Annotated in this window: 21 protein-coding genes; 14 read left to right on the top strand and 7 right to left on the bottom strand. The window is 60.3% G+C overall.

Annotation, left to right across the window (positions count from 1 at the left end):
• The 3 genes from CLV85_RS08580 (at window position 1) to CLV85_RS08570 (ending at window position 2,379) form a co-directional block, all read left to right on the top strand.
• Entirely contained in the window at window positions 1–501 is a 501-nt protein-coding gene (locus CLV85_RS08580; protein ID WP_100389113.1) for an SRPBCC family protein, read from the top strand.
• Window positions 502–745: 244 nt separating this feature from the next.
• Window positions 746–1,498 (top strand): DsbA family protein, encoded by a 753-nt coding sequence (locus CLV85_RS08575; protein ID WP_229820211.1) that lies wholly within the window; start codon window positions 746–748, stop codon window positions 1,496–1,498.
• Window positions 1,499–1,500: 2 nt separating this feature from the next.
• Window positions 1,501–2,379, top strand: coding sequence for a cytochrome c biogenesis CcdA family protein (locus tag CLV85_RS08570; protein ID WP_100389112.1), 879 nt, complete (start codon window positions 1,501–1,503; stop codon window positions 2,377–2,379).
• 17 nt (window positions 2,380–2,396) lie between these two features.
• Here the strand turns inward: CLV85_RS08570 and CLV85_RS08565 are convergent, their stop codons facing one another.
• Entirely contained in the window at window positions 2,397–2,795 is a 399-nt protein-coding gene (locus CLV85_RS08565; protein WP_100389111.1) for an RNA-binding S4 domain-containing protein, read from the bottom strand.
• Complete coding sequence (locus tag CLV85_RS08560; RefSeq protein WP_229820214.1) at window positions 2,795–3,187, bottom strand: hypothetical protein; 393 nt, start codon at window positions 3,185–3,187, stop codon at window positions 2,795–2,797. Before CLV85_RS08560 ends, CLV85_RS08565 begins: the two co-directional genes overlap by 1 nt.
• A 134-nt stretch (window positions 3,188–3,321) precedes the next feature.
• Between CLV85_RS08560 and CLV85_RS08555 the strand changes: the two genes are divergently transcribed.
• From CLV85_RS08555 to CLV85_RS08540, 4 genes are all read left to right on the top strand, one after another.
• On the top strand, window positions 3,322–3,906 hold the full coding sequence (locus CLV85_RS08555; protein ID WP_100389109.1) for a CDP-alcohol phosphatidyltransferase family protein: 585 nt from the start codon (window positions 3,322–3,324) through the stop codon (window positions 3,904–3,906).
• Window positions 3,907–3,950: 44 nt separating this feature from the next.
• Entirely contained in the window at window positions 3,951–4,460 is a 510-nt protein-coding gene (locus CLV85_RS08550; RefSeq protein ID WP_100389108.1) for an FHA domain-containing protein, read from the top strand.
• Window positions 4,460–5,158, top strand: a complete 699-nt coding sequence (ftsR, locus tag CLV85_RS08545; RefSeq protein WP_100389107.1) for a transcriptional regulator FtsR — start codon at window positions 4,460–4,462, stop codon at window positions 5,156–5,158. Before CLV85_RS08550 ends, ftsR begins: the two co-directional genes overlap by 1 nt.
• 225 nt (window positions 5,159–5,383) lie before the next feature.
• Complete coding sequence (locus CLV85_RS08540; RefSeq protein ID WP_100389106.1) at window positions 5,384–5,932, top strand: MerR family transcriptional regulator; 549 nt, start codon at window positions 5,384–5,386, stop codon at window positions 5,930–5,932.
• Between the two features lie 102 nt (window positions 5,933–6,034).
• On the opposite strand, the gene CLV85_RS08535 is transcribed toward CLV85_RS08540, so the two are convergent.
• Window positions 6,035–6,841: a ParA family protein gene (locus CLV85_RS08535; RefSeq protein WP_100389315.1), complete on the bottom strand. Its 807-nt coding sequence runs from the start codon at window positions 6,839–6,841 to the stop codon at window positions 6,035–6,037.
• Between the two features lie 121 nt (window positions 6,842–6,962).
• Between CLV85_RS08535 and CLV85_RS08530 the strand changes: the two genes are divergently transcribed.
• From CLV85_RS08530 to CLV85_RS08520, 3 genes are all read left to right on the top strand, one after another.
• The gene (locus tag CLV85_RS08530) at window positions 6,963–10,367 is read left to right on the top strand and encodes a pyruvate carboxylase (protein WP_100389105.1); all 3,405 of its coding nucleotides are present in this window, start codon (window positions 6,963–6,965) and stop codon (window positions 10,365–10,367) included.
• A gap of 108 nt (window positions 10,368–10,475) precedes the next feature.
• A complete protein-coding gene (locus CLV85_RS08525; RefSeq protein ID WP_100389104.1) occupies window positions 10,476–11,798 on the top strand; it encodes a MinD/ParA family ATP-binding protein in 1,323 nt (440 codons plus the stop codon).
• A gap of 4 nt (window positions 11,799–11,802) precedes the next feature.
• Window positions 11,803–12,294 (top strand): peptide deformylase, encoded by a 492-nt coding sequence (locus tag CLV85_RS08520; RefSeq protein ID WP_100389103.1) that lies wholly within the window; start codon window positions 11,803–11,805, stop codon window positions 12,292–12,294.
• Window positions 12,295–12,387: 93 nt separating this feature from the next.
• On the opposite strand, the gene CLV85_RS08515 is transcribed toward CLV85_RS08520, so the two are convergent.
• On the bottom strand, window positions 12,388–14,211 hold the full coding sequence (locus CLV85_RS08515; RefSeq protein WP_100389102.1) for an AMP-dependent synthetase/ligase: 1,824 nt from the start codon (window positions 14,209–14,211) through the stop codon (window positions 12,388–12,390).
• Window positions 14,212–14,373: 162 nt separating this feature from the next.
• Between CLV85_RS08515 and CLV85_RS08510 the strand changes: the two genes are divergently transcribed.
• Entirely contained in the window at window positions 14,374–15,060 is a 687-nt protein-coding gene (locus CLV85_RS08510; RefSeq protein ID WP_100389101.1) for a lysophospholipid acyltransferase family protein, read from the top strand.
• Between the two features lie 139 nt (window positions 15,061–15,199).
• Window positions 15,200–16,570: a class II 3-deoxy-7-phosphoheptulonate synthase gene (locus CLV85_RS08505; protein ID WP_100389100.1), complete on the top strand. Its 1,371-nt coding sequence runs from the start codon at window positions 15,200–15,202 to the stop codon at window positions 16,568–16,570.
• A gap of 194 nt (window positions 16,571–16,764) precedes the next feature.
• Here CLV85_RS08505 and pknB read toward each other — a convergent pair whose 3' ends face one another.
• Window positions 16,765–18,738: a Stk1 family PASTA domain-containing Ser/Thr kinase gene (gene pknB / locus CLV85_RS08500; RefSeq protein WP_100389099.1), complete on the bottom strand. Its 1,974-nt coding sequence runs from the start codon at window positions 18,736–18,738 to the stop codon at window positions 16,765–16,767.
• Between the two features lie 58 nt (window positions 18,739–18,796).
• On the bottom strand, window positions 18,797–20,248 hold the full coding sequence (locus CLV85_RS13430) for a muramidase family protein (RefSeq protein ID WP_169925797.1): 1,452 nt from the start codon (window positions 20,246–20,248) through the stop codon (window positions 18,797–18,799).
• A gap of 218 nt (window positions 20,249–20,466) precedes the next feature.
• Here CLV85_RS13430 and CLV85_RS08490 point away from each other — a divergent pair, with 218 nt between their 5' ends.
• On the top strand, window positions 20,467–20,808 hold the full coding sequence (locus CLV85_RS08490) for an Rv2175c family DNA-binding protein (protein WP_100389097.1): 342 nt from the start codon (window positions 20,467–20,469) through the stop codon (window positions 20,806–20,808).
• A 123-nt stretch (window positions 20,809–20,931) separates the two neighbouring features.
• Here the strand turns inward: CLV85_RS08490 and CLV85_RS08485 are convergent, their stop codons facing one another.
• Window positions 20,932–22,050 carry a polyprenyl synthetase family protein gene (locus CLV85_RS08485; RefSeq protein ID WP_100389096.1) on the bottom strand — a complete coding sequence of 373 codons (1,119 nt, stop codon included), beginning with the start codon at window positions 22,048–22,050 and terminating at the stop codon, window positions 20,932–20,934.
• Window positions 22,051–22,123: 73 nt separating this feature from the next.
• Between CLV85_RS08485 and CLV85_RS08480 the strand changes: the two genes are divergently transcribed.
• A complete protein-coding gene (locus tag CLV85_RS08480) occupies window positions 22,124–22,507 on the top strand; it encodes a DUF3040 domain-containing protein (RefSeq protein WP_100389095.1) in 384 nt (127 codons plus the stop codon).
• The last annotated feature ends 127 nt before the right edge of the window (window positions 22,508–22,634 follow it).

Below are 22,634 nucleotides of genomic sequence, written 5' to 3'. Positions count from 1 at the left end.
ATGAACATCTCGACACACACCGACGCCGCCGCACTCTCGATGACCACGACGGCGGAATTCACCGCGTCGGCCGAGCGAGCGTGGCAGCTCGTCAGCGACCCCCGGCAACTGGAGCGCTGGTGGGGACCGCCCGAGTGGCCCGCTACCTTCGTGCGTTTCGAGTTCGAGCCAGAGGGACGCGCGCACTATTACATGCAAGGGCCGGATGGCGAACGTCTTCACGGCTGGTGGAGATTCGTCTCGATTTCGGCCCCGACGGAGTTGCTCATTGAAGATGGATTTGCGGATGATCAGGGCGAGCCCTCGGCGGATCTCGGGGTAACGACGGCCAGGTTGACGTTCGAACCCACCGCCGACGGAACACGGCTCACAATCTTCTCGCAATTCGAGTCGCTTGAGCAACTCGAAGAGATGATCGAAATGGGCATGGAAGAGGGAATGCGACTCGCTGTCGGCCAGATCGCCGCGATTCTGGGCGACGACGAGGAAACAGGCAGCTGACCGATGTCGTTCTAGGCGCACCTCGACACCGTCTAAAAGAACACGGGCCTCACTCCGCGTGAGCTCGCCTCGATTGCTCGGAGTAAAGGCTACGACGACGCGGTGAAAGCTGGCGAGATCCTCTGCTGGCTCGCGTTGGACAATGGTCTCGGTCAGGCTCCTGGGCTGCCAGTAGGTAGGGTGGATGGTGGCCCTCATCGGGCCACTGATGTGGGTACTTGAGTGCCCTGAGGAGATCGATAGCGTGAAATCCCCCCAGCCGTCTCGGGCAGCCCAGAATCGGCGCAAGGAATCCTCCAAGCGTGGCCTGTTCATCGTGGGAGGGCTCGTGGGGTTGGCGCTTCTCGCCGTCGCCTTCGTGGCCGGAGCCCAGTCAAATTCGGCGACGTCTCCCGGTCAAGCGGTCCCGTCGGCTTCTGCCGGCGAGGAGGCGCAGCCCGCAGTCGAACTAGCCCGACGGGTTGCCGATGACCCGACTGCGCTCGGAGCGGTCGACGCGCCTGTCGTGCTCGTGGAATACGCGGATTACCGTTGTCCTTTCTGCGGGGTGCTGTCGCGCGAAACTCTTCCGACGCTCATCAGCGAATATGTCGATTCAGGTCAGCTTCGCATCGAGTGGCGCGATAATCCCATCTTCGGCGAGACGTCTGTGCTGGCCGCGGTCGCTGCGCACGCCGCCGGTGAGCAGGGGCTGTTCTGGGAATACAACACGGCGGTCTACGCGTCGGCGCCCGAGACGGGGCACCTCGAGATCGATCGCGACAAGGTTCTCGATTACGCGCGTGACATCGGTGTGCCCGATATGGCGCAGTTCGAGGCAGACCTTGCGAACCCCGCACTAGTGCAGCGGGTGCAGATCAACGCGCAGGAGGCTCAACAAATCGGTGTAACGAGCGTCCCGTCTATCGTGATCAATGATGTCGCCATTGCCGGCGCCCAGCCGCTTCAGGTGTTCCAGGATGTCATCGACGAGCAGTTGAGACTGGCAGCCCAGTAACAGTGGATATTGGTTACGCCGGGGCCTTTATCGGCGGGCTTTTCGCTCTCTTGAGTCCGTGTTCGGTGATGCTATTGCCGGCGTTCTTTGCCTACGCTTTTGGTTCTGCTTCGGCTCTATTTGCGCGGACGGTGCTTTTCTTTGGCGGCCTCATCACGACGCTCATTCCTCTGGGAGTCTTTTCGGCAACGCTGGGCTCCCTCGTGAACGAAAACCGCGGCGCGCTGATTGTCGGGGCTGCCGTCCTCGTCATCGCCGCGGGTGCTGTTCAGCTGTTCGCCATTCCGGTTCCCGGCCTGACCAGAACGGAGAGTGCGGATGCTGCAACCGACCGCACCTCTGCCGTCTCGGTCTTCGCACTCGGCATGGTTTATGCCGTCGCTGGCGTCTGCGCGGGCCCGATCCTCGGCTCCGTGCTCGCCGTCGCGGCGCTCAGCGGAAACGCGGTCTACGGTGCCATCATGCTCACGCTCTATGCGCTCGGGCTGACGGTGCCGTTGCTCGTTCTGGCTGCTGTTTGGAAGCGGCTCGGTGCGCGGGGGCGTCGCTGGCTGCGGCCACGGACGCTCACTATCCGTGGGTGGTCAAACTCGTGGACGATGATCGTGTCTGGCGCGCTGACTATCGGAATCGGCATCCTTTTGCTGGTGAGCGACGGCACCGCGTCATTGGGGGGAGTCATCCCGATCACCTTCCAGTACCGCGCTGAGTCGTGGGCGGCAACGACCGGCTCGAGCATCGATAACGCCCTCTTCCTGGGCGCAGCAGTCGCACTCTCCGCGGCAGTCGCCGGTGTGGTCTGGCTCGTGTCGCGGCGCTCACAGGCCCGGGCGCAGGCGCTCGACGAAGTTCCTGCCGAATCGCGCTCGCTCGAAGGCTGACGCGAGCCTAGACACAACTAGAGTTCGGGCATCCATTCTTCGTTGCCATCTCTGCCGCGCAGCTTGTCGATCTCCCGACGCTCGCGCTTGGTCGGACGCCCGGCACCGCGGTCGCGCAGGGGAGCGAAAGCCCGCTCCTCGCGAGAGGGCGGCGGGGGAGTCTCGTCGATGTAGCTTTCGGCGGCGGTCACCGCCGACACTCTCTTCACGATCGTCTGCTTGACGACAAGGATGCGATCGAAGCCAGCGATACGAATGCGCACTTGGTCGCCGATGCGAACCGGCTGGGCAGCCTTGACGCTTGTGCCGCCGATTTTCACATGGCCAGCACGGCAGGCCGCTGTTGCTTGCGAGCGAGTTTTATAGACGCGCACTGCCCACAGCCAACTGTCGACGCGAACAGTTCCCGCGGCCATTAGACCGTTGCGAGTTCAGTTTTCCACTGAACGAGGCGCTGCACTGTGGCGCTGCCGTCTGCCGCGAGAGTGTTCATCGCGTCATCGGGCACATAGAAGTTGATGGCGAGAAAGCCGCGCACAACCTCGGAGGGGTCATCGACGAGCATCCGCAGCACATCGCACGGGGCGTGTTCGTTGCGGGCGACACAGGCGCGAACGCCAGCATCGCTGTCGCGAGCGAGAGCTTCAAATACGTCAACCGGGGTGTGGTGGCTGCTGGCAGCGCTCTCGCGAATTTTGGGATTGGGGTCGGCCGCGAGAAGACGCAGGCGTGCAATCTTGCTGTCAGTAACTTCGGGCGCGGGGTGGAGCGCGGCAGCTTCCTCGGCGCTAAGCATCGAGGGGGCCATTGCTCGCATTTGTGCCCGTTGGGCAGGAGTGTTGAACCGGATGCATGACATGGTCTCGAGGATACTCGTGAGCCCCTGCGAGACAGCGCTGCATTCTCGGCATTTTGGATGCGGATGCTCGCTAGACTCGAACTGTGGCCAGTAGTAGTTCACCCGAGATCAGCAATCGTGTGTGGACTGTGCCCAATATCTTGAGTTTTCTCAGGCTCGGGCTCGTCCCCGTTTTTCTCTATCTCATCATCACCGCGCAAGACGCTCTCGCGCTGCTCGTGTTGGTGTTTTCCAGTCTCAGCGACTACCTCGATGGCTTCATTGCTCGACGTTTTAACCAGATGACGCGATTGGGGCAGTTGCTTGACCCCGCCGCCGATCGCCTGTTCATTTTTGCTGCTCTGATTGGTCTCGCTGCTCGCAACGTGATTCCGTGGTGGCTGTTCTTCGTGATTGTTGCGCGCGAGGTCATGTTGGCCATGCTGGGCATCATTTCTGCCAACTACGGTTTCGGGCCCCTTCCCGTTCATCATTTGGGCAAAGTGGCCACCGCGGCCCTGTTCTATGCGCTTCCCGTTCTCATGCTGGGGCAGGCATTTCCTGCGATTGCGAGCGTCACTGATCCGGTGGGGTGGGCATTCGCGCTGTGGGGTGCGTTCTTGTATTGGTGGGCAGGTTTCATTTACGTTGCACAATCTGTCCGAATTTCTCGCCTTCCGAGGGTCTGAGGAGTGCTCCGATCCGATACGCTGGTTAGTCAGGGAGGTTTGCGATGGTTGAGTCAATGAATAGTGGTCACGGCGCCGACGTACAGTCGGCAAACGAGACGTCCGCGCAGCCTATTGTCGAGCGCATCGACACCACTGCTACGTACAGTCATGAGTTTGCGGCGCAGGTGGCGGCGATGGCCGCGGATGTGTCGGCAGACGAGCAGTCTGCAATTTCTGCTTTGCCGTCGGGCTCAGCGTTGTTGATCGTTCGCCGAGGCCCCAATGTGGGTGCCCGCTTCCTGCTTGATGCCGACCTCACCACGGTGGGTCGTCACCCCGAGGCAGATATTTTTCTCGATGACGTCACGGTGTCGCGACGTCATGTTGAGTTCTTGCGTAATGGAACGACGTTCGATGTCAAAGACCTTGGATCGCTCAACGGCACCTACCTCAGTGGAGACCGCATTGCGACGACCGCTGTGCTTCGTGACCAGGCTGAGGTTCAAATCGGCAAGTACAAGCTCACGTTCTACGCGTCGCGCCGCGATCTCACGCCGCCGGCTGGCAGTTAGTGGCTAGCGTCGCGCGCCAAGCGCGGTCAGCCCCGGCTCCCGCGCTGCTGAGTATTGGCCAAGTTCTTGCCAAGCTCAGTCCTGAGTTTCCCGATTTGACCCCGTCGAAGCTTCGCTTTCTTGAAGAGCGCAAGCTTGTTGCTCCGGCACGTACGGCATCCGGGTATCGCAAGTTTTCTTCAGCAGACATGGAGCGTTTGCGCTTCGTGCTCACTATGCAGCGCGACCATTACCTTCCGCTCAAGGTCATTCGTGGCTACTTAGAAGAGATGGATGCGGGGCGTACCCCTGAGCTTCCTGGCGGTGCCGTTGCTGCTGCTTCCATGCTCTCGGCGGAGCGCAAGCTCACGCGCGATGAGCTGATCCGCGAGGCCGGCGCGAGCCCGATGCTCTTGGGTGACGCTATTTCGTCATCGCTCATCGTGGCCTCCGATGTTTTCGGTGAAGATTCTCTCGCCGTGCTCAAGTCTCTTGTGGAGCTTCAGCGCAGCGGCATTGAGCCACGACACCTTCGGGGCTTTCGTGCGGCTGCAGAGCGCGAGCTGGGCCTGATTGAGAGTGCATTGATGCCGGTTGCTCGTCGCAAAGATGCGTCAAGCCGTGCGCGTGCGGCTGAGATGGCGCGCGAAATTGCGGGCCAGTTGGAGATTGTTCGCAGCAGTCTTATTCGATCCGCCCTCAGCAGACTCGATTCGTAGTACGGTCGATCTGTTGACCGTTTTCCGGCTCCCGCCGACGACGGTTCAGTGAGGTTGGCCCAGTTTTATCCAACTGATTCCGACACGCCGCCGAGTTTTTGCGAATGTCGTTGATCGAGGCGGTGGGCGTGACTACCGTGGGGTAACACGAAACATTAAGCGTCAACTTCAACATGAAGGTTCGTTGTTTTCGTGCTGATCAATCAGAACTAAAGGGGCAAAGCCATGAGTGAAGTGAACCGTAGCGAAGAATCACGCTACGACCTTGGCCTCCTCTTCACCGACGGAATGCCTGACCTCGACGACACGTCGGGCTACCGCGGCGCTGTAGCTGCTCGCGCTGCGGGCATCAGCTATCGCCAACTCGACTACTGGGCTCGCACTCAGCTCGTAGAACCCACCGTTCGCGGTGCTGCCGGCTCAGGATCGCAACGACTGTACGGCTTCCGCGACATCCTCGTGCTCAAGCTCGTCAAGCGACTGCTCGACACCGGAATCTCGCTGCAGCAGATTCGTATCGCGGTCAATCAACTGCGCGAATCCGGCATCCACGATCTTGCTCAGACCACGCTCATGAGCGATGGCGCTGGTGTGTACCTCTGCACGTCAAACGATGAGGTTATCGACCTCGTGAGCCGCGGCCAGGGTGTGTTCGGCATCGCCGTCGGTAAGGTTCTCCGCGAGGTAGAGACCAGCCTGATCGATCTTGACACCGTCAAGGGTGAAGACCCCATGGATGAGCTGGCGAAGCGCCGCGCATCCCGCGCCTCCTAAACGACGCTTCTTTCTCCCCGCGTTTCTCTCTGCGAGAGCGACGCAGTTCGTGGGCATGCAAAAAGCCAGCACCGAAGTGCTGGCTTCACGCGCAGTGCGGAGCTATTGGCCGCTGTTGTACTCGCCCATGCGCGCTGCGCGCATGACACGGTCGAGAATCTGGTCGAAGTAGCGCGCCATTTCTTGGGCACTTTCCCCTGGCCACACGTGAAGGGGCTTTGCGGCGCCCTGGGCCTGTTGCAGCGACGTACGTTCGGGCAATTGCGGTGACAGCACGAGGGGGCCGAACATGTCGCGAAGTTCCTTGATGCGGAACTGGTGCTCAAGCGATTGTGAGCGCAAACGGTTCACAATAATGCCGAGCGGCTGCAAACGAGGGGAGAGGCCGCGACGGATTTCTTCGATGGCGCGCAATGCGCGATCAGCGGCGGCGACAGAAAACAGTCCGGGTTCCGTAACAATCGATACACGATCGCTGGCAGCCCAGGCGGTGCGGGTGAGGGCGTTGAGCGACGGCGCGCAGTCGATTAGAACGAGGTCGTAATCCGCTTCAACGTTAGCGAGGGCCTCTTCAAGCTTCCAAATATCGCGGATGCTGGGGTGCGGGCCGTCGAAGTTGATGGCTGACGGTGAGCCAATGAGCACATCCACTTTGCCGGGGCGGCCTTTAGTCCAGCCGCTGGGAGCGATCGCGGCGCGCACGATCTTCTCCTTGGGCGAGGCAAGGACATCAGCCACGTTGAGGTGACCGGTGACATCAATGTCCATTCCGGTCGAAACATCGGACTGGGGGTCAAGGTCGACGACGAGAGTTCGAAGACCGCGAGCGAAGGCTGCTGAAGCGAGCCCAAGCGTAACGGTCGTCTTTCCCACGCCCCCCTTGAGGGAGCTAACGCTAAGTACGTGCACGAGTAACGACGATACCTTCACTACAGTTAAGAAACCTAAAACTCCGCCAACTTTTGCGCACCCTTGAGGAAACTGCCAGAGTTCAATCACTCTAGGCTTGGTTTTTGTCAGGAAGGACCGAATGTTCAAGAAGATACTCGTTGCCAACCGAGGTGAAATTGCCATCCGCGCTATGCGTGCGGCTGTCGAGCTCGGGGCAAGAACCGTGGCCGTTTTTCCGTACGAGGACCGCAACTCGGTTCATCGTCTGAAAGCCGATGAGGCTTATCAGATTGGTGAGGAGGGGCATCCCGTTCGGGCCTACCTCGACGTCTCGGAAATTATTCGAGTAGCGAAGGAGTCCGGCTCAGACGCGATCTACCCCGGCTACGGCTTCCTTTCGGAGAACCCTGACCTCGCTCGTGCAGCGGCAGACGCCGGAATCACGTTCATCGGTCCACCCACCAAGGTGCTGGAGATGGCCGGTAACAAGGTCACCGCTAAGGAACACGCCATCGCGGCGGGAGTTCCCGTGCTCAAGTCCACTCCCGCGAGCACCGACCTCGAGGCCCTACTTGCTGGCGCTGATGAGATCGGTTTCCCGGTGTTCGCCAAGGCTGTCGCCGGTGGTGGCGGTCGCGGTATGCGTCGAGTCGACAAGAAGGAAGACCTGCGCGGTGCTCTCGAAGAGGCCATGCGTGAAGCCGACAGCGCTTTCGGTGACCCCACGATGTTCATTGAGCAGGCGGTAGTTCGCCCGCGTCACATCGAGGTGCAGATCCTTGCGGATTCGCACGGCGGCACGATTCACCTGTTCGAGCGTGACTGCTCGGTCCAGCGTCGTCACCAGAAGGTTGTTGAGATCGCTCCGGCGCCCAACCTCGACGAAGACACCCGTCAAGCGATGTACCGCGATGCCATCGCTTTCGCGAAGTCGATCGACTACGTCAATGCGGGAACCGTTGAGTTCCTGCTCGACACGGCGGGGGAGCGCAAGGGCGAGCACGTCTTCATCGAGATGAACCCGCGCATCCAGGTCGAGCACACGGTTACCGAAGAGGTCACCGATGTCGACCTCGTTCAGTCGCAAATGCGAATTGCCTATGGAGAGTCACTCGAAGAGCTCGGGCTCCGTCAAGACGAACTCAAACTGCGCGGAGCTGCCCTGCAGTGCCGCATCACCACCGAAGACCCTGCTAGTGGGTTCCGACCTGACACCGGCAAGATCACGACGTACCGTTCGCCCGGCGGCGCCGGCATCCGTCTGGATGGTGGAACGGTTTCTGCGGGTGCGCAGATCTCACCCCACTTCGACTCCATGCTCGTGAAGATGACCTGCCGTGGCCGCGACTTTGCGTCGGCCGTGCGCCGCGCTCGTCGTGGACTCGCAGAGTTCCGTCTTCGCGGCGTCACCACGAACATCCCGTTCTTGCAGGGCGTTCTCGATGACCCTGAGTTCATTGCGGGCGACGTGAGTACGGCGTTCATCGATGAGCGTCCGTGGCTCGTCAACTCGCACCGCTCGAAGGATCGTGGAACCAAGATCCTCACGTGGCTCGCTGATGTCACCGTCAACCAGCCCAACGGCGATGGTGCGGGAATTATCAAGCCGCAGCTGAAGCTGCCGGAGGTTGACCTCACGGTTGATGCTCCAGCTGGTTCGCGCCAACGGCTACTCGAACTCGGCCCGGCCGGTTTTGCTTCCGCTCTGCGCGAGCAGAAGTCGCTTGCCGTCACAGAAACCACGTTCCGGGATGCCCACCAGTCGCTCTTGGCGACTCGCGTGCGTACTCGTGACTTGGTAGCAGTAATGCCGCACGTTGCGCGCCTGACGCCTGAACTGCTGTCTGTCGAGGCCTGGGGCGGTGCAACCTACGACGTTGCGCTGCGCTTCCTGGCCGAAGACCCGTGGGAGCGACTGGCGTCGATGCGTGAGGCTCTGCCCAACGTCGCTATCCAGATGCTGCTGCGCGGCCGCAACACCGTGGGTTACACGCCGTATCCCACTGAGGTGACGGATGCCTTCGTTCGCGAAGCCGCCGACACCGGTGTCGATATCTTCCGTATTTTCGATGCGCTCAACGACGTTTCGCAGATGCGTCCGGCGATCGACGCAGTCCTCAACACGGGCACTGCTGTCGCCGAAGTTGCACTCTGCTACACGGGAGATCTTCTTGACCCCAACGAAGATCTGTACACGCTCGACTACTACCTCAAGCTCGCCGACCAGATCATGGAGAGCGGCGCTCACGTGCTCGCGATCAAGGACATGGCTGGTCTGCTGCGCGCAGAAGCCGCTGAGACGCTCGTAACGGCTCTCCGCGAGCGTTTCGACGCTCCGGTCCACGTGCACACTCACGACACGGCTGGTGGCCAGCTAGCCACCTTCTTGGCTGCGTCGCGTGCCGGTGCGGATGCTGTGGATGTCGCTAGCGCTCCAATGGCGGGAACAACCAGCCAGCCCTCGATGTCGGCCTTGGTTGCTGCGCTCGCGCACACCGAACGTGACACCGGAATCTCGCTCGACGCGGTCTCGGATCTCGAGCCGTACTGGGAGGCCGTGCGCCACGCCTACGCTCCGTTCGAGTCGGGTCTTCCCGGCCCCACAGGGCGCGTTTACCACCACGAGATTCCCGGTGGTCAGCTCTCCAACCTGCGTCAGCAGGCGATTGCGCTCGGTCTGGCCGATCAGTTCGAAACAATCGAAGATCTTTATGCTGCGGCTAACAAGATGCTCGGGCGTCCGCCGAAGGTGACCCCGTCATCCAAGGTCGTTGGTGACTTGGCCTTAGCTTTGGCTGCGGCGAACGCTGACCCTGCTGACTTCGAGGAGAACCCCGACAAGTACGACATCCCGGATTCCGTTATCGGCTTCATGGCGGGCGAACTGGGAGAGCTTCCCGGCGGCTGGCCTGAACCCTTCCGCACGAAGGTGCTCAAGGGGCGCAACGTGAAGATCGGTGTTGAGGAGATCAGCGCTGAGGACCAGGCTGCGCTCGATGGCGAACCGCAGGATCGCCGCTCGGCTCTCAACCGCCTGTTGTTCGCTGGTCCGACTCAGATCTTTGAGACGGCTCGGGAGACCTATGGCGACCTTTCGCAGCTCGACAGCACTGACTACCTCTACGGAATTCAGCAGGGTCAAGAGCACGTGGTCGAGATCGAGAAAGGCGTTCAGCTGTTCGTCGGTCTTGAAGCCATCGGTGAGGCGGACGAGAAAGGTATTCGCACGGTGATGGCGACGTTGAACGGTCAGCTTCGCCCGGTGTTTATCCGCGATAAGAGCATTCAGGTTGATTCGACCGCTACAGAAAAGGCCGACACGTCGAAGCCGGGCCACGTCGCCGCACCGTTCTCGGGGGTCGTCACGTTGCAGGTCGAGGAGGGCGCCAAGGTCGAAGCGGGCCAGGCTGTTGCCTCGATCGAGGCAATGAAAATGGAAGCCGCGATCACCGCGTCTGTTGCGGGAACGGTCAAGCGTTTGGCTATTCCGAAGACGCAACAGGTGGATGCGGGCGACCTGCTTGTGGAGATCGAGCCCAGCTAACGCTCAGTGTTTTGTAGGGTAGAGACGTGACCGGTGTGCAAGCAGCGGTCACGTCTCGCTCGTTAACGCGGTAAAGTGGTGTGTTTGCTTTCTGGAGGGGATCGACACGTGACTACAAAGCGCAATGAACCTGATGTGCAGTCGTCCGTCGACGAGCAAGATTCGTCGACCGATCACGACACGAAAGACTCAACGGTTGAGCAGGTGCCGAGCTCTGACAGCGTGACCTTCACGCTGTCGCTGCCTGTCGCCGTTCGCGAGACACCTGAGCATGAGGCCGCTGTGGCCATCGATGATGTTGCCGTTACGGCCCATCACGTTGACCCTGCAGCGATGGCAACGACTACCGTCGCGTTTGCGCCGGAGTCCGTTGTAACGATTCCGCCGGAGTCGGTACCCGAGGCTGCTGTGATTCCGGAGCTTCCTCCGGCAGACCGCCCGACGACTCGTCGTGGCCGTCAGCGCACCGAAGTACGCACGACGCCCGAGACGGCGACGATGCTCACGGCGGAGCGCTTGATCAATCAGGGCAAGAAGAACCGCCAGCCGGCACCAGAGGGGTTCCTGCAAGAGCTCGTCTACGCGGCGACGTTCCACCTGGTCAATCTGGGGGACTCCTACCGTGTGCGTGAGCGCAAGGCGCTTGAAGCTCGAGTTACCAAGACGTTTGTGGGCGGCACGCGATTCGTTCCGGTTCTGACCCGCAAGGGTGGAGTGGGCAAGACCACCATCACTGCACTGCTGGGGATGGCGCTGGCCGACACTCGCGAAGACCGCATCATTGCGATCGACGCTAATCCCGACCGCGGCACCCTCGCAGAGCGAATCGACAAGCAGACGCGTGCCACCGTGCGCGACGTCGTCATGCGTGCTGAATCACTGCACACCTTTAGCGAGTTCCAGACGGTCGTGTCTCGTGACGAGACACGTCTCGATGTGTTGGCGTCCGACACCGACCCTCATGTTTCCGAAGCGTTCGACGAAGACGACTACAACGTCGTTGCCGATATGGCTGAGCGGTTCTACTCGGTTGCGATCACTGACTGTGGAACAGGAATTGTGCACTCGGTCATGCGGGCAACGTTGCAGCGCGCAGATTCGATCGTCATCGTTTCTGGCGGCAGCGTCGACGAAGCTCGCCTCGCCTCCGAAACTCTCACTTGGCTTGAATCCAATGGTCATGAAGACCTCGTCAAGAATGCCGTCGTTGCGATCAACACCGCCACGCAGGGCACTAACTTGGTCAAGCTCGAGGAGATTGAGGCGCACTTCAAGTCGCGTGTTCGCGAAATCGTACGCGTTCCTTACGACCCCAGTTTGGCTACCGGCTCGGTTGTGCACTACCGCGACCTCAACAAGCTGACAAAGGCTGCGGCCACGGAGCTTGCCGCCGTCGTCATGGACGGCCTTCCTGCGGTTCGGGTCAACTGACACCATGGCTGTTCGTGAGATCCGTCTTTTTGGCGACCCTGTTCTTCGCTCGGCGTGCGATCCGATCACTATCGGAGACCCGCGCGCCGCGGCGCTCGTAGAAGACCTCATCGAAACGGTGAAACTGCCGGGTCGAGCGGGGCTTGCTGCCAATCAAATTGGGGTTGGCCTTCGAGCATTTAGCTACAACATCGATGGAGACATCGGCTACATCATCAATCCGGTGCTTGCGGAAGTTTCGGGGGAGCCGGAGCTCGTCGATGAGGGGTGTCTCTCGGTGCCCGGCTTCTATTTTCTACGCCGTCGCTACCCGTTCGCACGCGTTACGGGCGTGAACCTCGCGGGGGACCCTGTAGAGCTCAGCGGTGATGGCCTGATGGCTCAGGCACTTCAGCACGAGACGGATCACCTCGACGGACACCTTTACATCGAGGGCCTCGAGGCTGAGACCAAGCGTGAAGCGATGCGCGAGATTCGTAAGGCACCCTGGTACTAACGGTCAGTGATCTCGCGGTGTTGACAGCGACCAGACGCATTAACAAGAAAACCCCCGTCACGCAGGCGCGACGGGGGTTTTCTGCGGTTGAAGCTACTTGAGAGAGATTCCCTCGGTCGCCGGCGAGTTCGAGTAGAGCCCGTCGATGACATCGGCAAAGTCAGCCAAGATAACGTTTCGTTTGATGCTGAGCTTCGGGGTCAGGTGACCACTCGCCTCAGTCAGGTCGGCGTCCAGAATGTGGAACTTGCGAATCGATTCGGCGCGGGAGACTCGGGAGTTTCCAACGTCGATCGCCTTCTGAACCTCGGCGAGCACTGCCGGGTGGGCTGCTGCCTGTTCTACAGTCCACGTGGCGTCAAGTCCATTGTTGCCAAGCCAGGTCGGAAGCATTTCTTCATCGAGGGTTACGAGAGCCGAGATGAACGGTCGCTGTTCTCCGACGACGACAACCTGTCCGATGATCGGGTTAGCGCGAATCGGGTCTTCGAGAGCGGCGGGGGCAACGTTCTTGCCTCCGGCGGTCACGATGATTTCCTTCTTGCGGCCGGTGATTTCGAGGTAGCCCTCTTCATCGATTTGTCCGATGTCGCCGGTCTTGAACCAGCCGTCTTCAAACACTTCGTCAGTGGCAGCTTGGTTGTTCCAGTAGCCGTCGAACACGCAGACGCCCTTGGCCTGAATCTCGCCATCGTCAGCGATGCGGACCGATACTCCGGGAAGCGGGGGACCGACCTTGCCAATTTTGAAGTTCGACGGCTTGTTAACCGAGATGGGAGCGGTGGTCTCGGTGAGACCGTAGCCCTCAAGAATGGTCAGTCCAAGGCTGCGGTAGAAGTGTCCCAGGCGAAGGCCGAGAGGTGCAGAACCTGAAACGGCGTATTTGACACGTCCACCGAGTGCAGCACGGATCTTCGAGAGCACGAGGCGATCGAAAACCGCGAACTGGATCTTGAGACCCAGCGGTACGTGACCGGCATCGATCGCTTTGGAGTGCGCGATAGCGACTTCGGCAGCCTTGCGGAAAATCTTGCCCTTGCCGCCGGCTTCGGCCTTCTGCTCCGACGAGTTATAGACCTTCTCGAAGACGCGTGGCACTGCTAGGAGGAAGGTCGGCTTGAACGACGCCATCGACGGCAGCAGGAGCTTGGTGTCGGGCTGGTGGCCGACCTTCACTCCACCGTGGATGCAGAGGATCGAGATAAAGCGAGCAAAGATGTGCGCTGTCGTGATGAACAGCAGCGTGCTCGAATCGGGATTGACAACCTCGGGGATCGCCTTCTGCGAGTTGCGGCACAACTCGACAAAGTTCGAGTGGGTAATGACGCAACCCTTGGGCTTTCCTGTGGTCCCTGACGTGTAGATCAGGGTCGCAAGGTCCGATCCCTTGGCAATGTTGCGGCGACGTTCGATCTCTTCGTCGGTGACCACGGAACCCGACTTAGCAAGTTTGTCGAGGTCGCCAAGGTCGATCTGCCACACATTGGTGATGGCGGGGACATCAGCGCGAATTTCGTCGAAGCGAGCGAAGTGATCCGGCGTTTCGGTGATCATTGCCGTCGCGCCTGAATCCGTAATGTTCCAGTGGATTTGGCTGGGCGAACTTGTCTCGTAGATCGGTACGAGTACTGCTCCCGCAAACCACGTCGCGAAGTCGATCAGAGTCCACTCGTAACGGGTCTTGCACATAAGACCAATTTTGTCGCCGGGCTCAATGCCTGCAGCAACAAGGCCCTTGGCGAGAGCCTTGACTTGGGTAAGGAACTCGGTCGACGTCACATCGCTCCAGCCTCCATTGGCTGTAGGGAGCGAGAACAACGCGTTATTGGGTGTAGCCGCAACGCGATCTATCAAGAGATCGGTAGCGTTTGCTTCCGGGTCAGCCTCAACTAGGGCTGTTACATCAAACTGTTTCACGGCAACTCCTTTGGCACCGGTTAGGTGGTCTACTCCACTCTAGCTAGGTGAGGGGGCACAAACCACGTGCGAATTGGCGCATGAGAATATTTGCACCCGTTTGTGGGGTGCGCGGCGCCGGACGGTAGAGTGGGTAGTCCCGCGACGAGGAGAAGAGGTGCCATGTTCTATTGGTTTATGAAGAATCTGGTTGCCGGTCCCATCTTGAAGACCGTCTTCCGTCCGTGGGTATCCGGTTTGGAGAATATTCCGCGTAAAGGCGGAGTGATCTTGGCAAGCAATCACTTGTCTTTCATTGACTCAGTCTTCTTGCCGCTCGTGATGGATCGTCGCATTTTCTTCCTTGCTAAGAGCGACTACTTCACCGGCAAAGGTATTAAGGGCTTCCTCTCGCGTGCGTTCTTCAACGGCACGGGCATGCTCCCGATCGACCGCTCCGGTGGCAAAGCCTCCGAGGCTTCCTTGAACACTGGGCTCGCTGTTCTCGCTCGCGGAGAAGTTCTCGGTATCTATCCCGAGGGCACCCGTAGCCCCGACGGAAAAATGTATCGCGGCCGCACGGGCGTGGCGCGCATGATTCTTGAGGGTCACGTGCCGGTCGTTCCAGTAGCGATGATTGACACCGAAAAAGTCATGCCTATTGGAACCAAGATTCCTCGCATGGGACGCATCGGCATCGTTTTCGGCGAACCGCTCGACTTCAGCCGTTTTGAAGGCATGGAGGGCGACCGGTTCATCCTTCGCTCGATCACCGACGAGATCATGTACGAGCTCAACCGCATTAGCGGGCAAGAGTACGTCGATGTGTATGCCACTTCCGTCAAGGATCGCAGCGCAGCTCGTCGCTAGCTTCTTCGCCGCCCAGAAGGCGTGCAACTCTCTCCTTACAGCCTCGTAACGGTGACATTGAGCGCCGTGCGGTGCCGTAGGCTCTTAGTGGGTCACAAACCCAGTCATTCTCGTAGTAAATGTATGAAGGAAACTCCTCGTGGTCGACCCGTCAGAACCAGTCGTGCTCGCTGATCCCGCCGTGATTGCCGGTCTAGACAACTGGCGCACTCTCCCCATCAAGCAGCAGCCGCAGTGGCCGGATGCCGACGCCGTTGGCGAAGCATCCAGCAAGATTGCCTCGCTGCCGCCTCTCGTCTTCGCGGGCGAAGTAGATCGTCTCCGCACACGCCTCGCGCGTGCTGCTCAGGGCGACGCTTTCTTGCTGCAGGGTGGTGACTGTGCCGAAACGTTTGCCGGCGCGACTGCTCAGCAGATCAGCGATCGCGTCAAGACCATTCTGCAGATGGCCGTCGTGCTCACTTATGGCGCATCGAAGCCCATCGTCAAGATGGGGCGCATGGCTGGCCAGTTCGCCAAGCCGCGCTCAAGCGACTCAGAGACACGTGGCGACGTCACGCTGCCCGCGTACCGTGGCGACATTGTCAACGGCTTTGACTTCACTCCCGAATCCCGCACGGCCGACCCCGCGCGTCTCGTCGAGGGCTACCACACGGCTGCCTCGACGCTCAACCTCATTCGGGCCTTCACTCAGGGCGGCTTTGCTGACCTGCGCCAGGTTCACTCGTGGAACAAGGGCTTCGCTGCCAACCCGGCGAACCGCCAGTACGAAAGCCTCGCCAAGGAAATCGATAAGGCCGTGCGCTTTATGGAGGCGGCAGGCGCCGACTTCGACGAGCTCAAGCGCACTGAGTTTTACGCCAGCCACGAAGGCTTGCTCATGGACTACGAGCGCCCCATGACGCGCATCGACTCGCGCACCGGCACCCCGTACAACACGAGTGCCCACTTCTTATGGATCGGTGAGCGCACCCGCGATCTTGACGGCGCTCACATCGATTACTTCTCGCGACTGCGCAACCCGATCGGCGTCAAGCTCGGTCCGACCACGACGCCCGAAACGATGAAGCAGCTCATCGACAAGCTCGACCCCGAGCGCGAGCCCGGCCGACTCACCTTCATCACCCGCATGGGTGCTGGAAAGGTTCGCGACGCGCTTCCGCCCCTACTCGAGGCCATCAAGAGCATGGATGCTACGCCGCTCTGGGTCACCGACCCGATGCACGGGAACGGTCTCACCACGCCCACCGGCTACAAGACGCGTCGTTTCGACGACGTTGTCGATGAGGTCAAGGGATTCTTCGAGGCGCACCGCGCTGCAGGAACCTACCCTGGCGGCATCCACATCGAGCTCACCGGCGACGACGTCACGGAGTGCTTGGGCGGCTCGGAGCAAATCGACGAAGCGACTCTCGCAACACGGTACGAGTCGCTCTGCGATCCTCGACTCAACCACATGCAGTCCCTCGAACTTGCGTTCTTGGTAGCTGAAGAGCTTCGCGCTTTCTAACAACAACAAACGCCCGTCACCGCGACGCACTGAAAAGTGCGCGGGTGGCGGGCGTTTTTGTGTACTGATCCGGCACAGACGTCAGCCTGTTTCGCAGGAGTTAGCCCGAGGGCGACGTGAACAGCACCACGTGAACAGTGCGAAGGCGCCGCAGCGAGCGAGATTCACACAAGCCCGGGGCAGGAAGAACCTCGCTAGATCTGAGGCCCGAAAATCGTGACCTCGGAGCCGCGTTTGATAGCTTCACCTGCCGCCGGGTCAGTGCCTGAGACGATGGCGAGGCCTGATCCCCAGAATCCCTGGGGTAGATCAGTTTCGACGTTGACGACAAAGTCGAGAGATTCGAGTTCCGAAATCGCGCCGTTGATGGTCTCGCCTGACACATCCGGTACCTGAACAAGGTCAGGACCGCGGGACGTGATGAGTGTCACGGTGTCGCCTTCGCGGAATGTGCGAGCAACTCCGTCGGCGTTCTTTTCCGAATCGATCGTCACAACGCTGCCTTCGGCGCAATCGCTGAACACCTCGATGCCGAGCTGAGCGTTGAGCCCCACTCCCGCCAGAATTTGTGTCGCTTCATCGACAGTTGAACAGCTCACGTCGGGGAGGGCGCCAGCTGAGACAATGAGGCTCACGTCTTGAAGCTCACCGTACGTTTCGGCACCCACGATAGAAGCCCCGTCAGCACCGAGAACGTCGACAACGAGGCCGGCAGCGATGTCTCCGTCGAACTGTTTAACGGTCGGCTCCACAAGGGTGAAGGGCGCCTCGCTTATGGCGGTGCGCGCTTCTTCCTCTGTCATCCCGAGAAAGTCAGGGACAGCAATCGGGCGTGGTCCTTGCGAGATCAGAAGTTGAACGGTCGACCCGTTAGGCACGGCGGTGCCGATTTCGGGAGTGGCGTTGGCGACAAGATCAACGGCTACGACAGGGTCGTAGGTTTCGCCCAGCTCGTCGCTAACCACGAGTCCGAGCTCTTCGAGCATGGCTTGAGCTTCGGCGGGAGTCGCGCTCTTGATGCTTTCGGGAATGGTGACTTGAGAGCCGGGGCCGGCGCCGAAGTACCAGCCTGCGCCGGCAGCACCGCCGACGAGCAGCACGATCAAAACGACGAGCCACCAGCCGCGCGACTTGCGCTTGGTGGCGCGTGTTGAGAGCGTCGTGGTGTTCTCCGAAACCTGAGTGGGAGCGGGAGCTGCCACTTGCTGAAGCTCGGCGCCGAACACTTGAGTGTCCGCGGTGGAGTTTTGCGGCTCGGCAGCGGGAGCGCTCGGCAAGACCATCGTGCGCTGCACCGCAGTGGATGCCGTCGGCGGCAGCGCCGTCATGAGCGAGCTGTGCGTTTGGTAAAGCTGGTCGAGAAGGGCGCGAGCGTCCTTGGGGCGGTCATCCGGTTCCCGCGCAGTCGCCCAGAGAACAAGGTCGTCAAGCTCAGCAGGAACGAGGTGGTTGGCTGCACTGGGGCTGGGCACCACTTCGTTGGCGTGCTGATAGGCGATCTGCATGGGCTGCTCGCCCTTGAAGGGCTGCTCGCCGACAAGCATTTCGTACATCATGATGCCAACGGCGTAGATGTCGCTGCGGGTATCAGCCAGACCCCGCGTGACGAGTTCGGGGGAGAGATAAGCAATGGTGCCGAGAAGTGCTGCGCCGGTGGCCGTGTTGGCGCTGGCCGCGCGGGCGAGGCCGAAGTCACCGATCTTGATACGCCCGTCATCGGCGAGGAGAACGTTTTCCGGCTTGAGGTCGCGGTGGACGATTCCCGCTTTGTGAGCCGCGGCAAGACCGGCGAGTACGGCTTCCATGATGTCGAGCGTTTGCTCGGTTGTCAGGATGCGGTGCTCTTGCAAGAGGTCGCGCAGCGTGATGCCGGGCAAGTACTCCATGACGAGGTACGCCATGTCGCTGTCTTGACCCTGGTCGAAGACATTCACCACGTTGGGGTGGGCGAGGCGAGCGGAGGAACGTGCTTCTTGAACGAAACGTTCTTTGAACTTGCTGTCGTCGGCAAGGTGGCCATGCATCACCTTGATGGCAACCTTGCGCTCAAGGCGCAGGTCGGTTGCCAGGTAGACGGTAGCCATACCGCCACGGGCGATCCGCGAACGAATCTGATAGCGGCCGTCGAGCAGACGGCCGATCATCGGATCAGTAGAGTTCGCATTCACTCTGAGAGTCTAAAGTTCTGAGCTTCGAGAGTGCCGCTAGACACGGCTGTTCTGCCGGTTAGCCGAGCTGTTGGAGCCAAGAACGGGCGGATGTTTCCCACTTTGCGTACGCATCGGGGTGTCCGGAGATCTGCACGGCCTGTGCGGCGCGGGTCAGAGTCATGTTTTGCCAGCCCGAGATATCAAGCAATCCGCGCGTAATGCCCTTGTTCGGGTTGCTCGGTCCGCCGTAGAACAGGCGTGCTGCGTGTGTGGGCGTGGTGAGTTGGCTGACCGTGCCCCACCCTGAGCTTGGCCGCTGCTGGAAGAGCCCGACCGAGTCGCGGTCGCCCCAGTTCAAATTGCGCAGGCTCGACTCTTGCATCGCTGTTGCGAGGGCGATCGTGATGCCGTAATCCGAGACTCCCAGGTCGCGGCCCACCTGAATGATGACTTCGGCGTTCGCCCGCATTTCAGCATTCAAGTAGGTGACACTGTCACCGCTGCTAGCGGGAACCGAGCTCGACGAGGGAATCGTGAGCTTGTCGCCGATGTAAATCATGCTCGAAGCGGTGAGACCGTTAGCGTCGAGAAGCGCTTGAGTCGAGACTCCGACGCGTGAAGCGATTGCTGAAATCGTGTCGCCCGATACGACGAGGTACGTTGTTCCCGAAACAGAAACGGGCTCCGGCACCGGCGCAGGTTCCGGCTCTGGTTCGACGACGGCTGCGGGGGCCTCGACGACTTCTTCGACGGGGGCTTCGACAGCGACATCGTCTTCGACGACGTCGCTGGAGGGTGCCTCTGACGAAACTGAATCGTCGGCGTAGTCCTCGTCGAGGGTGAAGTCGTACTCCTCGGTTTCCTGAGTGGGTGAACTCAGGTTGCCGGGAATGATAATGGTCTGGCCGGGGTAGATAATGCTTGACCAGCCCAAGCCGTTTGCTGACATTACGGAGATGGTGGATACACCGAACTTGTTGGCGATGCCGCTCACGGTGTCGCCAGCAACGATGGTGTACTGCCCGTTGGTGGTTTTGACGTGATTGACGCTTGGCAGCGTTTCCACTGTTTCTTTCGTGAGCTTGAGTTCTTGGCCGGGGAAGATCATTGACGACCAGCTCAGCCCATTAAGAGCGAGTACGGATGCCGTCGAGAGCCCGTACCGAGAGGCAATGTCACTGACCGTGTCACCTTCGACCACGCGGTAACTCGCGGGAGCCGGTCCGATGACAGCCACCGAGGCTTCACTGACCGTGCTTGCTGTGATGGTGGTGGGTTTATTGGCGCGTTCGGCGGATAGCCGGGGATCGTCGGGCGTTTTGGCGTTGACTGGCTCAACAGGCCCGGTCAGATTGAAGGTCGCTGCGGCGAGCGAACCTACGAGCAGTACCGGAACGGTGTTCATGACGCTGCGATTAACTCGAGCTCGCTGCTGCGCCGTGCGGCGTGCGCGTTCGTCAATGTGAGCGGATGTCGCGGGAACTAGCCCTGCGAAAACGCTCGATGCGACGCTGTCTGTGTCATCCATTGTGAATTGTGTCATGTCGTTCTTCCTGCTCCCGGCCCCGAGAAGGTGTATGTGATCACTGAGATCACCGCTCCAAAGTTGTCACAGAAGCGATCTAGTGTCAACCATTGTGGCAGGAGTGACTGATGTGACTGGTGTTACCTAAGTTCACTAATGAATATGTGCGGATGCCGTGCGAACTGTCAGGTTTTCCCGCAATGACGTGGCAGTCTTAACGTGTGAATGAATCACCCACCACCAACTGGCTTACTGTTCCAGACCTCACCGAGCTCCTCGGGCTCAAGGTGAGCCAAGTGCGCCGCCTTATTGAAGAGGGCGCCCTGCTCGCCAGCAAGATTGATGGCGTCTGGCAAGTTCCCGATGTCTTCATCGCTAATGGCGCTCCGTTGCGTGAACTAAAGGGAACCGTTGTCGTCTTGTCTGACGCGGGATTCAGCTCTGACGAGGCGATGAATTGGCTGCTCTCGAGCGAGCCGAGCTTGGGAGTCTCTCCGGTGGAGGCACTACGCGCCGGGCGTAAGGCAGAAGTACGTCGCGTCGCTCAGGCGCTCGGCTTCTAAGCGCGTTTTCTCTTTGCGCCTCGTGCCATAGTCGCGATTCTGCTCGGCGGCCTCGCGTGATGAGATGAAGGGCGATCGCGTCCGCTCACCCGCGTTGACGCGAATAAGCGGACGCCTCAGCCCTTAGAACGAACGCGTAGTGGCGGCAGTAGCGAGCTCAAGAAGTCGTGCTCGAGCCGTCGGTGCGAGGTTCGCAGTCTCAATCGCTTCACATGCGCGCTCGAGGTTGCGAGAGATAACTCTCTCTACCTGGTCGACTGCGCCGGATTCTTGGAGCGTGGAGCGAATCATGTTGACTTGCTCGTCACTCAAGTCAGGGTCGCCGAGGAGCTCGTCGAGGATCGAGTTCGCGCTGGCCGAGAGCTTTTGGCGTGCGATTGCGATTATTGCCGTGCGCTTCCCCTCGCGAAGGTCGTCGCCGGCCGGCTTGCCTGTGACTTCGGGATCTCCAAATACTCCGAGAACGTCGTCGCGCAGCTGGAACGCGACTCCGAGCGGCAAGCCGAAGGCGCGGAGCGATGCTAACTGCTCGTCGCTGCCCGCTCCGAGGCTTGCACCGAGTACCAGGGGTGCTTCAACGCTGTACTTGGCCGACTTGTAAATCAGTACTCGCTGAGCGCGTTCAAGGGCCTCGGACTCGGGATAGCTAGCCCAGGCGCTCTCATCGTGGATGTCGAGGAATTGGCCTGCCATGACCTCCGTGCGCATGGTCATGAACTCCTTGCGCGCCGCAAGAGCTGACGGGCGGGGAAGTGTGGCGATGCCTCGACCGAGAAGTTCGTCGCTCCAGCCGAGCAGGAGGTCACCGAGCAAAAGCGCGGAGGCCTCGCCGTAGGCTTCGGCGCTGCCGCTCCAGCCGCCTTCGTTGTGCATGCCCTCAAAGCGTCGGTGGGCTGAGGGGGCGCCACGGCGGGTGTCGGAGCGGTCCATGATGTCGTCGTGGACGAGCGCGGCTGCATGGAAAAGTTCCAACGCCGAGGCGGAGAGCAGCACTCCGGTGAGGTCGTGACTGTCGGTCTCGTCAGCGAAGGGGTCCTGTGGCGAAGCCAGTCCCGCTATCGACTGCCACCCCCAGTAGCAAAAGAGAGCACGAAAGCGCTTGCCGCCGGCAAGAAGGGAACCTCCCACATCGGTGAGGGCTGTCAACTCGGGGGCGATCGCTTCGAGCTCGCTGCGCTTTTCGCTCAGAAACTCGTCAATCTTCAGCTGGACAAGGTCAACTAACTGGTTACTCTCAGGCACTCGTCTAGCCTACCTAGTGAATCGGGGCGTACTATAGAGACCTAGCCGTAAATCCCAGAGAGAGGGGAACGGAATGCCGCTTTCAGAGCAAGAGCAGCGGGCCCTCGATGAGATGGAGCGCAGCCTCTATCAAAACGACGCCGATTTCGTCAGCGCAGTCAGTCCTCGCAAAGGCAAGCCCAACTATCGAATGATGGTTATTGGCGTCTTGGTAGGCGTCGCTGGAATCATCGCGCTGCTTACCGGCGTAATCATTCAGCAGCCACTCATTGGAGTTCTCGGTTTCGTTGTGATGTTCGCCGGAGTCCTCTTGTTTGTGTCTCCTTCTCGTTCCGGTGCTGCCGAGACCGAACCGGATATCTCTCCGGCTTCGGCGGGGCGTTCACCGAAGCGTGGTTCGTCCTTCATGGACACCATCAACCAGCGTTGGGATCGCCGCCAGGACGGCCGCAGCTAGCACTCCCGCTTACTCCACTTTCAAGGACCAGCCTTCGGGCTGGTCCTTTTTTTGTGCCCTGAACAGGGCTGATTGCTCCCCAATGTGGAAAATTGCTCCATTTCCCTCCACCCCGAAAGTCCTTGTA

This window comes from Salinibacterium amurskyense (genome assembly GCF_002797685.1).
In the GTDB taxonomy this organism is placed as follows: Bacteria; Actinomycetota; Actinomycetes; order Actinomycetales; family Microbacteriaceae; genus Rhodoglobus; species Rhodoglobus amurskyensis.
Note: the sequence above shows the minus strand (reverse complement) of the source record. Positions and strands in the feature narration are given on the sequence as shown.